Below are 14237 nucleotides of genomic sequence, written 5' to 3'. Positions count from 1 at the left end.
AGTGGCGACCCCATGAGTGGATTTTGTTACCGCGATCAGTTGGCCTGACGGCGCAGGAAGGCCGGAATTTCGATACGATCCTGATCCGGGTCGGCCTCATCGTGAATCGGTGCCGTGGCCTCGGACTGGCGCAAAACGGGCTGCTGACGCGGCGGTTGGGCCGGTGTGTCAGAGGCGTGCCCGGTCATCCGGTCGATCAGCCGATTGAAGCCAAACCGCGAGCGTTCTTCGGGTTCGTGATGCGAAACCGCCGCTTGCGGGCGGGTCGCAGCGCCGCGCTGAGCTGCCGTGGGAACCTTCTGAACCGCTGCCTGCAAACGCTGGAGCGCTTCGGGCGACGGGGTGCCTGCGACAGGCGCGCGCGGGGCAACAAAAGCCTCGGGTGTCGGTTCGACGTGCTCGGGCTGCGGCTCGAATTCGGCGACGCGCGGCTGATAGGCCGGGGGCGGCAGATCGTCCTCATCCCGCTCGTCGAACGGCTGGAACTGCGGCTGGGCGGGCTCTTCCGCGGCTTCAAACAGCGAAGGTTCGCGGTTTTCTTCCATCTGCGGCGCGGGCTCTGCCATTTCGGCGGCTGCGGGCGCTTCTTCGCGACCGTATTCTTCGGCCGAAACGGTGCGGGTCAGCGGCTCGGACATCGAGCGGCGCGCGACCGGAATGTCAGCCGTTTTTTCGGTGGCGTCGATGCCGGTTGCAACAACCGACACGCGCATACCGCCTTCCATGGCGGTATCTAGCGTCGAGCCGACGATGATGTTCGCCTCGGGGTCCACTTCCTCGCGGATGCGGTTGGCGGCTTCGTCCAGTTCGAACAGGGTCAGGTCGTGCGAACCGGTGATGTTGATCAGCACGCCTTTGGCGCCTTTGAGGCTGATTTCGTCCAGCAGCGGGTTCGCAATGGCTTTCTCCGCCGCCTGAATGGCGCGATCTTCGCCGGTTGCCTCGCCAGTGCCCATCATGGCTTTGCCCATCTCGTCCATCACGGCGCGCACATCCGCAAAGTCGAGGTTGATCAGGCCCGGACGCACCATCAGGTCGGTTACGCCTTTGACACCCTGATACAGGACATCGTCGGCCATCGAGAACGCCTCGGTAAAGGTGGTCTTTTCGTTGGCGAGGCGGAACAGGTTCTGGTTCGGAATGATGATCAGCGTGTCGACGACCCTTTGCAGCGCCTCAACGCCGTCTTCGGCCTGACGCATCCGCTTGGCACCTTCGAACTGGAAGGGCTTGGTCACGACACCCACGGTCAGCACACCCAGTTCACGCGCGGCTTGTGCGATGATCGGAGCAGCGCCGGTGCCGGTGCCGCCGCCCATGCCCGCAGTGATAAAGCACATATGCGCGCCTGCCAGATGGTCGACGATCTGTTCGATGCTTTCTTCGGCAGCTGCGGCACCCACGGCCGGACGGGCCCCTGCCCCCAAACCTTCGGTGACCTTCACACCCAGTTGAACCCGCGCCGAGGACTGGCTTTGCTGCAGCGCCTGCGCGTCGGTGTTGGCGACGACAAAATCGACGCCGTCCAGCTGTTTTTCAATCATGTTGTTGACAGCGTTACCGCCCGCACCGCCAACGCCAAATACTGTAATCCGAGGCTTCAGTTCGTCTTGCCCGGGCATCGAAAGATTCAATGTCATGCTCTGTCCGCCTGTATTTATGTTCCGCCAAAGCGGTGTTTTTCTTACCTATCCTTGCTCGATTCTAGCGGGCTGATGCGAAAAGGTCACGTCAAAAATCGCGATTCACCACAAAATATGGAGGAAATAAGGCAGAAACCGGCGGCATTTCGCAGGTACTGCCAGATATAGCGGAAACGCCGGCGACCATCACAAGGCAGACGACCCCGGCGCGAGGACTCAGCCGTTCGTCACGCTTTGGTCGACCATCATTTACACTGCGGAAAACTGCTCAGGTCCTGCCGCGAGGCCTCTGCCGGGCCTTGTGGATATCTTGAGGGATAAATCGACGCGCTGCAACCGGATTTTTCAACTGAGCGGTGCACTTGGACAGTTCAGGCTGGTTTCGGTGATGCTGCGCACCTCCTGAATTTCGCTTTCTGCAAACGAGGCCAGACGCACCATCAGACGGCCTTGGTGCAGGAAGGGCCACCAGCAGACGGGAATACCATCCGGATCGTTGTCATAGAGAAAGCAGATCTGACCGTTTGGCGTGGTGATCTGCCCATAGACACAGCCCTGCCCCTCTTGCCGCCAGACCGAGATGTGACGGTTCAGAAATTGCTCGGTCCCGACGAAATAGCCGCTGCGAATCTCATGGAAGGTGAGCGTTTTGCCGACGGCGGCATCCAGAAATGCCTCGGGCGTGATGATGGTCTGGGCCGAAACCCACCCCGGCAACAGGGCCGCACACAAAGCGGCCCGGCACAGGGGGCTACCAATTGTCACGGAACCACCGAACGGCCCGCTTGAACGGGCGCGCGGCGTAGGTGTCGACCGGGATTTCGAAATCCCACCATTCGTCCTGCGGGTGCGCCGCAAACAGGCTGAGCCCCACGGAGGACGAGAACGCCGGACCTGTCGCCGATTGCGGCAGGCCATGCACCCGCAGCGGGCGACCCAGACGCACGCGCTGACCAAGGATGCGGGTTGCCAGACCGTCCAGCCCCATGATCTGGCTGCCGCCACCGGTCAGAACGATCTGCTGGCTTGGCATATGTTCAAACCCGGCCGCATCCAGACGCACGCGGACCTCTTCAAGAATTTCTTCGACGCGCGGGCGCATGATGCCGATCAGTTCGGCCCGGCTGACGGTGCGGCGGTCGTGTTCCCAGTCACCGGTATCGCCGCCAATATCGATCATGTCACGGTCATCAGCGCCGGTCGCATGAACGCCGCCATTGAATGTCTTGATCCGTTCCGCCACTGCCGCGGGCACGCCCAGCCCCATCGAGATATCGGCGGTCACGTGATCGCCGCCCATGCGCACGCAGTCGGCATAGATCATGTGTTTCTTCATGAAGATCGAAACGCTGGTGGTACCGCCGCCCATGTCGATACAGGCCGCGCCCAGTTCCTGCTCATCCTCGACCAGCGCGGAAATTCCCGAGACATAAGCCGAGTTTGCAATCCCGGCGAGTTCCAGATCGCAGCGTTTGATACAGCGCACGATGTTCTGGATCGCCATCGCATCGACGGTCAGCATGTGCATATCGACCGCAAGGCTTTGGCCCATCTGCCCGCGCGGGTCGATCAGGCCCGAGCGGTTGTCGAGCGCAAAGTTGACCGGCTGTGCGTGCAGCACCTCGCGCCCGTCGCCGTAATCCGGCACGTCACAGGCGTTCAGAACACGGCCCACTTCGGCCTCGGACACCAGTTGGCCATCCAGATCGACCAGCGCGTCCAGCCCGTAAGAGCGCGGGTTGGCCCCCGAGAAACAGGCGATGACGTGATCGACGCGAATATCGGCCATCTTCTGCGCCGCTTGCAGGGCGGTGCGGATGGCGCGTTCGGTTTCCTGCATGGCGGTGACTTCGCCAAACTGTACGCCACGCGAACGTGTCGTTGCGGCCCCGATCACCCGAAACCCCGTCTGCCCCGCCATTGAGCCGATGGTGTTATCTTCACTCAACCGGCCCGATCCGTCAAAACGCAGAACGAGGCAGGCAATCTTGGAACTGCCCACATCCAGAATCGCGATCACACCGCGTTGCAATGCCTGGCGCCGCATCTGACGCATGGCGCGTTGAGACTGATAAAGATCGGTCATCATGCTCGTTACTGCCCGTTACTCATTGTCACTTTTGTATTCCACCAGTCTTCGCTGGCGGCTTTGGTCATTCGAATGGTGGGACGCTGGCCAAGGCGCATGTCGACCACGGCCACGTCGCGTTCCAGAAGGTCCTGCACCTCGTTCACCGCAAGCACGCGTTCCAGCGCGCGCACCGGGCGTTCGGTCGGCAGCATGATGCGCTGGCCACGGTCCAGGACCAGATCCCAGCGTCGTTCACCCACGCGCACCAGCCCGCGCACACGGTTGCCCAGGCTGCGGGCGGTCTGAAAAATCTCGAGCGCCTGCGCCACATGGGCATCCGCGCCCGCGCCCGCGATCAGCGGCAGGTCGGCATGGTCCTTGCGAGAGGTGGTTTCCTTGACATGCGCGCCGGTCTCGTCGAGCAGTTCGAGCCCGTCATGCGTCCGCCAGACAATCACGGGCTGACGCTCGACCACGTTGACCTGAAGGATGCCGCCCGGACGGATGCGGACGGTGGCCGATTTCACCGGATCAAGCCCGGTGATCGTGTCGCGCATCTGTTCGACATCCAGATCCCAGGAACTGATCGGAAAATCCAGAGGCACGACCTCGCGGATATCATCGGACAGGCTGGTGCCTGCCCCGTCGATGGCCATCAGGTTGACCATGAACTCGGGGCGTTCCTGAATCGAGGTGCGAATATCGGCGATATACGTGCCAAGCGCTTCGCGCCGGTCCTGAGAGGCAAAATAGACACCAACTGCCGCAGCAATGGCACAGATCGGCAGGCCAAGCTTGACGCCCAGACGGATACCCGGTGTCAGCATCCAGCGCTGAAGACGATAACTGAGGCGCGACGGAGCCGGATCGCTGCGGCGTGCGGCGCGGGAAAACACCCGCGCCCCGCGCAGACGCAGAATGGGCTGGGTGTCATGCGGTTCCGTATCGGCCGAGGCAAAATCGGCATCCGGCCCGGCAAGGGGTTTGGTGCGATGGATTTCCAGAGAGCGGCTGGCGATTAACGGTTGCATGAGGCGTCCTTAACCATCCAGGCGCAGAGCTGGCCAAATGTCATGCCCAGATGCGCGGCCTGTTCCGGGACCAGTGAAGTGGGCGTCATGCCCGGCTGGGTGTTGGTTTCCAACAGAAACAAACCATCAGCACCCGCGCTGTCATCCCAGCGAAAATCGGTGCGGCTGACGCCCCTGCAGCCCAAAGCATCATGCGCGCGCAGGGCATAATCCATGCAGCGATCAAAGATGTCCTGCGGGATATCGGCGGGGACCACGTGCCATGATCCGCCGGGTTTGTACTTGGCGTCATAATCGTACCAGCCGCCATCGGTCATGATCTCGGTCACGGTCAGGGCGCGGTCGCCCATCACGGTCACGGTCAGTTCGCGCCCGGCCACGTATTTCTCGACCATGATCTGGTCGGGCATGTCTTCGGACAGCTGCGGCGGGCCATTGGCGTTTTCGTGGACGATGTAGATACCGACGCTGGACCCTTCGTTATTGGGTTTGGCCACATAGGGCGGTTCCATCACATGGGCGCGGGTCACCTCGGCACGCGGGACGATCACACTGGGGACAACGGGCAGACCTTCGGACCGGAACACCTCTTTGCTGCGTTGCTTGTCCATTGCAAGGGCCGAGGCCAGAACGCCCGAATGGGTATAGGGAATCCGCATCCATTCCAGCATTCCCTGCACGCAGCCATCTTCGCCCCAGCGGCCATGCAGGGCGTTGAAAACCACATCCGGCTGAATATCCAACAGGCGCGCATAGAGGTCGGGACCTGCGTCCAGTTCGACCACTTCAATACCTTCTCCCACAAGGGCGGCCGCGCATTCGCGCCCAGAGCTGAGAGACACCTCGCGTTCCGCCGAGGGGCCGCCCATCAATACCGCCACTTTGGGGTTTGTCCTGCTCGACATACCCAATGTGCGCCTCAATGTCCCCGGACCTTATGTGGTGGTCCGTACTGCGTTTATGCCTTTGATCCGTCGCCTGAATTTGCCTGTTTTGGTCTGACGGTCGGGGCTTTATTCTTTTAGCGGATCACCGACCCGCATGATTTCCCACTCTAGCGTGATGCCGCTTGTTTCGTAAACCTTTTTTCGCACCTCTTCGCCCAGACCTTCGAGGTCGTCAGCGGTGGCGGTGCCGGTATTGATCAGGAAGTTCGAGTGTTTCGGGCTCATCTGTGCCCCGCCGCGTGTCGCGCCGCGCATTCCGGCATCGTCGATCACTTTCCACGCCTTGAGGTCATGCACGTCATCAGCCTGCCCGGTCGAGGAAAAACCGGCCGGGTTGCGGAAGGTCGATCCGGCGCTGCGGTCCTTGGTGGGCTGGGTTTCGTCACGCTTTTTCAGTTGCGCTTCCATTCGGGCGTGAAGGTCATCGGGATCGCTGGACGGGCCTTCGAACGTGGCCGAAATCAGAACGGCGCCTTCGGGCAGGTCGGACTGGCGATAGCGAAAGTTCAGATCCTCGGGCGTCAGGTCCCGCAGGTCGCCCTGCCGGGTGACAATGGTGGCCTTGCGCAGCACATCCGCTGTGTAGCTGCCATAACAGCCCGCATTCATCCGCACCGCGCCCCCGACCGAGCCGGGGATAGTGCGCAGGAAGGTCAGGTCCACGCCCGCATCCGCCGCCTTGCGCGCAACATGTGCATCCAGCGCCGCCGCGCCCGCAGTGACGGTGTTGCCCGCAACTGAGATGGCGTTGAACCCGCGCCCCAACCGGATCACAACGGCCCGCAAGCCACCATCGCGCACGATGAGGTTCGAGCCGACCCCCATCGGAAAGACCGGCACATCATCCGGCAGATCGCGCAGGAAGGCCTGCAAGTCTTCGACATCGGCAGGTTGAAACAGGTAATCCGCCGGCCCACCGACGCGGAGCCATGTGAGATCAGACAGGTTGCGCGCTTTGGACAGGCGGCCCCGGACGTCAGGAAGGACAGGGGGAGGCAGAGTCATGTAGTCGCGCGCACCGCCAGGCTGCGCCCACCGACCCCGCCCATGATCGCGGCGAAAAGGAAGGGAAGAACACCGGCAGTCAACCAGACCAGCGGGCCGAACGCCTTGTCTTCTTCACCCGTTCCGACACCGGCCAGCACGACGATCAGCCCCAGACCAACCGCGGATGTCAGCCCGATCAGCCACAGAAGGCTGCGCAGGCCAAGCCAGCGGCCAGCCGTAAACCCGGCAGCGGCCCCCAGAACGAAGGAAACGAGCGGCAGATAGGCAAATGTGGCGATTGTCGCCATGACAGACCTCCTGAAGTTGGCCGGTTATTCTTTGGCCGCCTTCATGCCCTGCATTTTCGACTTTGTCCAACGGGTCAGATAAATCACCGGCCAGCGCAGCACGGACATGCCCATTGCCAGCACCAGCAGCCCGATCCAGGGGCCGTTTTCATAGGTGACATAGCCGACGATGGGAATGCCCACGATGATCAGGATATAGGCGCGCGTCCAGTGGTTGTCGGTGCTGGGGATCAGCGCAAGAACGTTGGCAGCAAAGCCCCACAGGGCCGCCAGAGCGATAGACCATGTCATTCTGCGACCTCGCGCCCTGTCCATTTGCGCCAGTAATACCGGATGGGGTTGCGGAACATCGACACGAACCCTGCAAATGCCGCGACCGACCAGAACCAGCCGTGGACATATCCAAGCCACACGATAAGCATTGGTGCGCAGACCAACAGGACAAACCCCGGCGGGAATTGCAGCCGCATCGGCAACATTGCCACGATGGTGGCGCAGATCACCCAAAGCGCTGCAAAGATCATCGAATAGTCCATTCGCCCCTCCGAGGACACGCGACTGTTGCGGTCAGAGTATCACACTTTTAAGTTGTGCAACAAACAAATGACGCGTCAAACAGCTTGTTTTCTTTGCAATCTCTCGGGCAGGCCATTGGCCCAGGCGCTGATCGTACCGGCCCCGAGGCAGACGACCATATCGCCCGGACGGGCCTGTTCGCGGACGAGGCGTTCAAGGTCGTCTTCATCCAGCAGCGCGCGGGCGTGGCGGTGGCCGTGACGGATCAGGCCCTGCACCAGATCGTCGCGCGACGCGCCTTCGATCGGGTCTTCACCAGCGGCAAAAACCTCGGCAATGGCCACGACATCGGCGTCATTGAAACAGGTGCAGAAATCGTCAAACAGGTTGGACAGGCGCGAATAGCGGTGCGGCTGATGCACAGCAATCACGCGGCCTTCGGTCGCCTGACGGGCGGCCTTGAGAACGGCGGCTATTTCGACCGGGTGGTGGCCGTAATCGTCGATGATGGTGACACCGTCGATTTCTCCGACCTTTGTAAAGCGACGGTTGACGCCGCCGAAATTGGCCAGCGCATCGCGGATTTCCGCAGCTTTCATGCCCAGATGACGGGCGACGGCAGCGGCGGACAGCGCGTTTGAGACGTTGTGATCGCCGGGCATCGGCAGGGTACAGCCTTCGATCATCTTGTCTTCGTATTGCAGATGGATGTCGAAATGCGCCACGCCGCCCTTGTAGGTCAGGTTCACCGCCCGCACATCCGCCTGCGCGTTGAATCCATAGGTGCGGACACGACGGTCGGTGATGCGCCCGACAAGGGCCTGAACCTCGGCATGATCGGTGCAGCAGACGGCCAGACCGTAGAATGGCAGGTTCGAGACGAATTCGTAGAAACCGTCGCGCAGCCTGTCGAAATCACCCCAATGTTCCATATGCTCGGGGTCGATATTGGTGACAATGGCGATGGTTGCGGGCAGGCGGTTGAACGAGCCATCGCTCTCGTCGGCTTCGACCACCATCCATTCGCCCTGCCCCATCCGCGCGTTCGATCCATAGGCGTGGATGATGCCGCCATTGATCACGGTCGGATCGAAATCGCCTGCAACCATCAGTTCGGCCATCATGGTCGTCGTGGTGGTCTTGCCGTGCGTTCCGGCAATGGCAATGTTCGAGCGCAGGCGCATCAGTTCGGCCAGCATGTCGGCGCGGCGGACAACGGGCAGACCTTGGGCGCGGGCTTGGTCCAGCTCCGGGTTGCCCGGTTTGATCGCGGTCGAGACAACCACGACGGCGGCGTTTTCAAGGTTTTCGGCGCGCTGGCCGACGAAAATCTCGGCCCCCAAACTGGCCAGACGGTCAGTGATCTTCGAGGCTTTCAGATCGGAGCCCTGCACCTGATACCCCAGGTTCAGCAGCACCTCGGCGATGCCCGACATACCAATCCCGCCGATGCCCACGAAGTGGATCGGCCCTACGTCCTGCGGCAGTTTGGTTGCTGGGTTCATGTGGTCTCCTTCTGCGCCAGCTGCTCGACCAGAGCGACCAGACGCTGGGTGGCATCGGGCGCCCCGACCGACAGGGCACCATGGGCCATTTTCTGTGCGGCTTCGGGGTTCGTGAGAACCGTGGTGATTTGCTGTGTCAGCGTGGGAACGTCAAGCGCATTTTCCGGGATCATGATGGCCCCGCCGGCCTGGACCAGCCCGCGCGCGTTGGCGGTCTGATGATCCCCAGCGGCAGCAGCAAACGGAATCAGGATCGAAGGGCGACCGATGACCGAGATATCGGCCACGCTGGACGCGCCCGAGCGCGAGATCACCAGCTGCGCATCCGACATGCGGCGGGGAATGTCATCGAAGAAGGGCTGAACGTCGGCGCGGATACCATGGTCTTGGTAGAATGCACTGACCCGTTCGCCATCTTCATCCCGCGCCTGATGCGAGACACGGATATGCGCGCGAAGGTCTTCGGGCAGCGCGGCAATCGCACCGGGCACTATATCGCTGAGGATGCGCGCGCCCTGCGAGCCACCTATCACCAGAACCGACATCGGATAGTCACCCGGCGGGATATACCCGGCGGCGGCACGGTCCAGGACCGCGGCACGCACCGGGTTGCCGGTGTGAATGCCATGCGCGCCTTCGGGCAGATCCGTCGGCCAGACGCCGCAGGCCACCTGCGCAACGCGGGTTGCAAACAGCTGGTTCACGCGGCCCAGTACCCCGTTCTGTTCATGGATCATCCGCGGTATTTTCAGCAGGGTCGCGGCGCCCAGCGCCGGGATCGACGGATAACCGCCAAAGCCCACGACAACATCGGGTTTGTCGCGCATCATCTGGAAGATCATGCTGGTGACACCACCAGCGATAATCGGGCCAACCATCGCCTTCGCCGCCAGGCCGCCACGGGCGAAGGTGGCCGAGGACGCCTCGACAATTTCGGTCGAATGGGGAAAGCCACCGGTATAGCGCGCACCGCGCGGGTCGGTGGACAGGCGCACGCGCCAGCCCTTGTGCAGCATCGCCTCGGCCAGCGCCTGAGCGGGGAACATATGGCCCCCGGTGCCGCCAGCCGCAATCAACAGGTAAGGGTTCCCCATTATCCTCGTCCGCGCAGAATATCGCCAAGTTCGCCCTGTGGGCGGGTTCGGGTGAAGGCCAGCAGCATGCCGACGGCGATACCGCCTGCAATCAGGGATGAGCCGCCATAGCTGACGAACGGCAAAGTCATGCCCTTGGCCGGCAGCAGACGTACCGCAACACCCATGTTGATCATCGCCTGAACGCCAAACATGCAGGCCAGTCCCGTGCCCGCAAGACGAATGAACATGTCGCGTTCGCGCATCAGCCGCAGCAGCGAGCGCACGACGATCAGCGCATATAGCGCAATGATGATCATGACAAGGATCAGGCCGTATTCCTCGGCCGCGACGGCGATGATGAAATCGGTATGGGCATCGGGCAGCGACCATTTCACCTGCCCCTCTCCCACGCCGACGCCGAACAAGCCGCCCTCGCGGATGGCATTGGTGGCATAGCCCAGCTGGGTTGTGGGATCGACCTCTTGATTTAGAAAGCCGTCGATGCGGCGGGCAAAGTGTTCAGAATTCGAATAGGCCAGCATCCCGCCCAGAACGACAACACCGGCCATGCCCAGCAAAAGCAGCATAGGTGCCCCGGCCACGAAATACATGACGCCCCAGCCGAACAGGATCAGGCAAGCCTGACCGAAATCGGGTTGCATAACCAACATGGCCACGATGGCCATGCAGAGCGCAAAGGACCACAACCGCCCCGGAGGGCCATTGATTTCCTGTGAGGCGGCCAGCAGCCACGCGGCCACGACGACAAAGCCGGGTTTCAGAAACTCGGACGGTTGCAGCGAGGCGAAGCCCAGCGAGTACCAGCGCACTGCGCCCTTGCCGAAATCCGTACCGAACACCGGCAGGAAGACCAGAGCGACGAAGGCCCCCAGAAAACCAAGAACGGCCAGACGCCGCACCAAGGTTGGAGACATCATCGAGGTCAGCAGCATCGCGATCAGCGCCAATCCGCCGAACAAGGCCTGACGCTCGACATAATGGAAGGGATCGAACCCGTTGCGACCGGCCAGTGGCGGTGAAGAGGCCAGCCCCAGCAACAACCCGATGGTAAACAGGATCAGAACGCAGGACATCGTCCAGCGATCGATAGTACGCCACCATTTCGGTAGAATCGGTTCTCCGCGCTGGTCCTGGACCGCGCCATACACCATCTCAGTCATGAGATACCGCCACTCTCTGCCTCGTTAACGCCCCGTTTTCGGGATCTGGCTGAGAGTCTACATGCAATTTGGCGATCAGGCCAGCCTGTTCAGGGGCAAATCGGGATTTCCCGCCCAAGACCCGCGCCGCACGCCCGGATCGCCGGTCAGCCGTTTTACGACGGCCACCGGACGGGAGGAGGTGGGCATCAGACCTTGCTTAGCAGCAGCGGCACATCCAGCAACCCCGCCACACCGAACAGTTCGGCCCTGGGGGGTAGCGTGTAACCGTTGATCGCGTCAGCTTGCAGGGTTCCTGCGGCAGAGGACCAATACCAGTGGGTGTTGTCGAAACGCGTTGCAGATGTTTCGAGGTTCTTGAAGATGGCTTTGATCTGCACCCCGTTGAGAACATTGGGCGACTTTCGCTGCATCATCGCTATTGCCCCGGCAACAAGGGCCGAAGCCCCCGAAGTGCCGCCGAATTCAGTATACAGCCCGGCAGGATCGTCCACCGCCTTTTTTCGGGTTTTGACCGCCGCGGCAAGGCTGCCTTCGACATAGCCCCGCGGGCCCGGCACATCCAAGGTCACCAACCGTTGAGGCGCGAATTCGACAATCGGGATCGCGTCACCACTGCCGTCGCGTTTCAGGTGATGTTTCGGGTTTTCCAGATGGAAGTCAGTGGCCGAGGCTGCATCACGGTCCAGACGAATTTGATAGCGGTTGTAGATCTCACCGTCATCCGAGGGGGCGGACACGGTCAGATCAGCAGAGTGGTTTGAATACCCGGACCGGGTGCCATTATAGTTGACGGCCCCCACCGAGATGATCCCGTTGGTTGGATCACCGGACAGGCTGGCAGGGTAAATCAGTTCACTTCGACCGTCATTGCCAGCCGCGCAGACCACCGGAATTCTCGTGCTGACCCATTTGATGATCTTGTCCAGCGCCGACCATGCCACCGAGATGTCGCGCGCGTCGCCGTCGGGTTCGTCGCGCCTCGTCTCGTGCAGGCGCGTCTTTTCGTGCGAGTCCAGACCCGGATAGAACGGCTCGGTGCCAGTCGCAGGGCGAAATCGATATCCCGGCCAGTGGTCCGGGTTCGCGGCATCGCGCGGAAACAGGATGACATGCGCGCCTTTGTGGAGGGCATAAAGAAACGCCGCAATCAATTCTTCCGGGCTGGGCGAGATAGACGTCGTGATCGGAATAATCCTGCTTTTGGGATCAACCCCATAATACGCCGCGATATTGCCGGTATTGCCGAATTGATCCACCGCAAAGCTGGTTCCGCAGGCCAGCCCGGCACAGCTGGTGCCGTGCCCGGCATAGCGATCATCATAGGCATCGATGTAACGCTTGACGCCAAAACCCGACCTCAGCCCGGCAATCACCCGCCGTTCCTGAGAGGTCAGGCCCGGAATGCCCAAGGGGTCCTGAATGCCCGACAGATGTTGTACCTGCTCTTCGATATGCTCGGCCCCTGCCCCAACGGTAGACCGGTCGATGTATTTGACGCCGAATGGGTGGCTGGCCAGATCAAGGGCGTCGTCCCGAATGACCCTGTCCGCCGGAACCGGTCCGATATCCGGCGCTTTCAGGTTCGGGTGATGCGGGGCCACGCCCATGTCGATCAGGGCGATTTTCGCCTCGTCCAGAGCAGGACCTGTGAAATCCCAGATCGCGATATCGATTTCCGGGCAGGTCTCTCCATCAGCGGGTGGGGGCGCCTTGACGGTCAAGGCTTTGATCGCGACCAGATGCCAGAGATAGTAATAGCGTGCGTAGTCTTCGTTTCCTGCGGTCATTTCGTCACCTCGCGTTGATCCTTAGCCCAGCCATTCGTCTTGTGCTTCGTCCATCAGTTCGTCCAGAACCTCGGTCAGGTAAGCCACGGTTTTTCTGGCCAGACTTCGCCCGGCGGCTGTGTCGCTTGGATAATGCAGACCGGCCCATTCGCGGTTTTCAGCAATCCGCTGGGCGCGGTGGAACAAAGCGACAGTGCCCGGATGTTCGGGGATCAGCCGCGAGAACAGTTCGGCAATCGCGAAAGATTGGTAGGAGTGGTTCGAGGGGTAAGCCGCATGAAAAGGCACCGGAAGGAAGGGCCGGATCAGCGGCTGGATGATATTGGGTCTGGGCCGGCTGAAGCGGTTCTTGTAGGTCAGGCCGATTTCATTCGTCAGTTCCAGCAGGATCGTCATCAGCGCGCGCGTCGCATCAAAGCCGCCCTTCTCGTCAATGCCCAGCGGACTGAGATATTCATCAATACCAAAGCCTGCCTGCGTCACGATTTCCTCGCGCCGCGTCGCCTGATTTGACCACTTGAGCCGCCCTTGCAGGATCAGCAGGTATTCGGTTTCCTTCATGCTTTCGTCAGGGCCCGGTGGCGGCAGAAGATCGATGTTTTCCCAGATTTTGCCCAGCAGTCCGGACGCGGGCAGCATACCGATCCGGCACAGATCGCGCATCTCGCGCCAGCCGAAGGAAGCATCGCTGCCGCCGACGTCAAAATCGCTGCGGTTCCGGTTACGATTGCGATTTCTGTTTCGGTTCCGGTTTCTGTTCCGATTGCGGTTTCTGTTGCGGTTCCGGTTCAGTGCGAATGCCGAAGATGCGCTCATCGCGACGGAAGCCGCGCCGAGGGCAGAGCGTTTCCCGATCTCTTCGTCTTTCGCACCTTTTACACGGCTGTCAGACCTGAAGGGGTCGATGAATTCTTCGTTCTGCATGAACTCGGTAAGCTCGCGCAGTTTTCCATCATCCAGCAACTCGGGGTCCAGATCATGAATGGCATTGAGATAATTGATGAAGCTTTCCCTCTGCGCGTCGTAAATGAAATTGTCCAACGCCTTTCGATTGTCCCCCGGTGAGGCACCGAGACCACCGGTTCCGGCAAGGTTCATCAATTTCACCACTTTGCAGGAAATCAGCTCTCCACGTCGGGCCATCATGCCAAAATCATTGAGCGTGGACACGTAAGACATAAG

General features: G+C 61.2%; 14 protein-coding genes. All 14 read right to left on the bottom strand.

The genetic code is table 11. The features are described 5' to 3' along the window. Positions 1–35: 35 nt before the first annotated feature. The 14 genes from ftsZ to ACR0LL_RS00860 all read right to left on the bottom strand — a co-directional run bounded on the left by ftsZ (position 36) and on the right by ACR0LL_RS00860 (position 14234). The gene (ftsZ, locus tag ACR0LL_RS00925) at positions 36–1640 is read right to left on the bottom strand and encodes a cell division protein FtsZ (protein WP_480583056.1); all 1605 of its coding nucleotides are present in this window, start codon (positions 1638–1640) and stop codon (positions 36–38) included. Positions 1641–1988: 348 nt separating this feature from the next. Further along, positions 1989–2408, bottom strand: coding sequence for a hypothetical protein (locus ACR0LL_RS00920; RefSeq protein WP_480583053.1), 420 nt, complete (start codon positions 2406–2408; stop codon positions 1989–1991). Then, on the bottom strand, positions 2395–3729 hold the full coding sequence (gene ftsA / locus ACR0LL_RS00915; RefSeq protein WP_480585228.1) for a cell division protein FtsA: 1335 nt from the start codon (positions 3727–3729) through the stop codon (positions 2395–2397). The genes ACR0LL_RS00920 and ftsA overlap by 14 nt, the downstream gene beginning before the upstream one ends. 8 nt (positions 3730–3737) lie before the next feature. Further along, on the bottom strand, positions 3738–4745 hold the full coding sequence (locus ACR0LL_RS00910) for a cell division protein FtsQ/DivIB (RefSeq protein WP_480583050.1): 1008 nt from the start codon (positions 4743–4745) through the stop codon (positions 3738–3740). Beyond that, on the bottom strand, positions 4733–5650 hold the full coding sequence (locus ACR0LL_RS00905; protein ID WP_480583047.1) for a D-alanine--D-alanine ligase: 918 nt from the start codon (positions 5648–5650) through the stop codon (positions 4733–4735). The genes ACR0LL_RS00910 and ACR0LL_RS00905 overlap by 13 nt, the downstream gene beginning before the upstream one ends. Positions 5651–5758: 108 nt before the next feature. Further along, positions 5759–6697 carry a UDP-N-acetylmuramate dehydrogenase gene (murB, locus tag ACR0LL_RS00900; protein WP_480583044.1) on the bottom strand — a complete coding sequence of 313 codons (939 nt, stop codon included), beginning with the start codon at positions 6695–6697 and terminating at the stop codon, positions 5759–5761. Continuing rightward, positions 6694–6987 (bottom strand): hypothetical protein, encoded by a 294-nt coding sequence (locus ACR0LL_RS00895; protein ID WP_209504519.1) that lies wholly within the window; start codon positions 6985–6987, stop codon positions 6694–6696. Before ACR0LL_RS00895 ends, murB begins: the two co-directional genes overlap by 4 nt. A gap of 24 nt (positions 6988–7011) precedes the next feature. Beyond that, a complete protein-coding gene (locus ACR0LL_RS00890; protein WP_267363876.1) occupies positions 7012–7278 on the bottom strand; it encodes a DUF2484 family protein in 267 nt (88 codons plus the stop codon). After that, entirely contained in the window at positions 7275–7523 is a 249-nt protein-coding gene (locus tag ACR0LL_RS00885) for a DUF2484 family protein (RefSeq protein WP_480583041.1), read from the bottom strand. Before ACR0LL_RS00885 ends, ACR0LL_RS00890 begins: the two co-directional genes overlap by 4 nt. Positions 7524–7598: 75 nt before the next feature. Beyond that, the gene (gene murC / locus ACR0LL_RS00880; RefSeq protein ID WP_480481858.1) at positions 7599–9008 is read right to left on the bottom strand and encodes a UDP-N-acetylmuramate--L-alanine ligase; all 1410 of its coding nucleotides are present in this window, start codon (positions 9006–9008) and stop codon (positions 7599–7601) included. Then, entirely contained in the window at positions 9005–10102 is a 1098-nt protein-coding gene (locus tag ACR0LL_RS00875) for a UDP-N-acetylglucosamine--N-acetylmuramyl-(pentapeptide) pyrophosphoryl-undecaprenol N-acetylglucosamine transferase (protein WP_480583038.1), read from the bottom strand. The genes murC and ACR0LL_RS00875 overlap by 4 nt, the downstream gene beginning before the upstream one ends. After that, positions 10102–11265, bottom strand: a complete 1164-nt coding sequence (gene ftsW, locus ACR0LL_RS00870; protein WP_480506256.1) for a putative lipid II flippase FtsW — start codon at positions 11263–11265, stop codon at positions 10102–10104. The genes ACR0LL_RS00875 and ftsW overlap by 1 nt, the downstream gene beginning before the upstream one ends. 188 nt (positions 11266–11453) lie before the next feature. Beyond that, positions 11454–13055 carry a S8 family serine peptidase gene (locus tag ACR0LL_RS00865; RefSeq protein ID WP_480583035.1) on the bottom strand — a complete coding sequence of 534 codons (1602 nt, stop codon included), beginning with the start codon at positions 13053–13055 and terminating at the stop codon, positions 11454–11456. A gap of 21 nt (positions 13056–13076) precedes the next feature. Continuing rightward, positions 13077–14234 carry a phosphatase PAP2 family protein gene (locus ACR0LL_RS00860; protein ID WP_480583032.1) on the bottom strand — a complete coding sequence of 386 codons (1158 nt, stop codon included), beginning with the start codon at positions 14232–14234 and terminating at the stop codon, positions 13077–13079. Positions 14235–14237: the final 3 nt, after the last annotated feature.

The sequence above is a fragment of the Ruegeria sp. AI2 genome, assembly GCF_056541275.1.
Note: the sequence above shows the minus strand (reverse complement) of the source record. Positions and strands in the feature narration are given on the sequence as shown.

What these genes read in the sequence shown, in the direction of transcription:
- ftsZ (WP_480583056.1), bottom strand. Translation starts at nt 1,640, where the DNA reads ATGACATTGAATCTTTCGATGCCCGGGCAAGACGAACTGAAGCCTCGG.
- ftsA (WP_480585228.1), bottom strand. Translation starts at nt 3,729, where the DNA reads ATGACCGATCTTTATCAGTCTCAACGCGCCATGCGTCAGATGCGGCGC.
- ACR0LL_RS00910 (WP_480583050.1), bottom strand. Translation starts at nt 4,745, where the DNA reads ATGCAACCGTTAATCGCCAGCCGCTCTCTGGAAATCCATCGCACCAAA.
- ACR0LL_RS00905 (WP_480583047.1), bottom strand. Translation starts at nt 5,650, where the DNA reads ATGTCGAGCAGGACAAACCCCAAAGTGGCGGTATTGATGGGCGGCCCC.
- murB (WP_480583044.1), bottom strand. Translation starts at nt 6,697, where the DNA reads ATGACTCTGCCTCCCCCTGTCCTTCCTGACGTCCGGGGCCGCCTGTCC.
- ACR0LL_RS00895 (WP_209504519.1), bottom strand. Translation starts at nt 6,987, where the DNA reads ATGGCGACAATCGCCACATTTGCCTATCTGCCGCTCGTTTCCTTCGTT.
- ACR0LL_RS00890 (WP_267363876.1), bottom strand. Translation starts at nt 7,278, where the DNA reads ATGACATGGTCTATCGCTCTGGCGGCCCTGTGGGGCTTTGCTGCCAAC.
- ACR0LL_RS00885 (WP_480583041.1), bottom strand. Translation starts at nt 7,523, where the DNA reads ATGGACTATTCGATGATCTTTGCAGCGCTTTGGGTGATCTGCGCCACC.
- murC (WP_480481858.1), bottom strand. Translation starts at nt 9,008, where the DNA reads ATGAACCCAGCAACCAAACTGCCGCAGGACGTAGGGCCGATCCACTTC.
- ACR0LL_RS00875 (WP_480583038.1), bottom strand. Translation starts at nt 10,102, where the DNA reads ATGGGGAACCCTTACCTGTTGATTGCGGCTGGCGGCACCGGGGGCCAT.
- ftsW (WP_480506256.1), bottom strand. Translation starts at nt 11,265, where the DNA reads ATGACTGAGATGGTGTATGGCGCGGTCCAGGACCAGCGCGGAGAACCG.
- ACR0LL_RS00865 (WP_480583035.1), bottom strand. Translation starts at nt 13,055, where the DNA reads ATGACCGCAGGAAACGAAGACTACGCACGCTATTACTATCTCTGGCAT.
- ACR0LL_RS00860 (WP_480583032.1), bottom strand. Translation starts at nt 14,234, where the DNA reads ATGTCTTACGTGTCCACGCTCAATGATTTTGGCATGATGGCCCGACGT.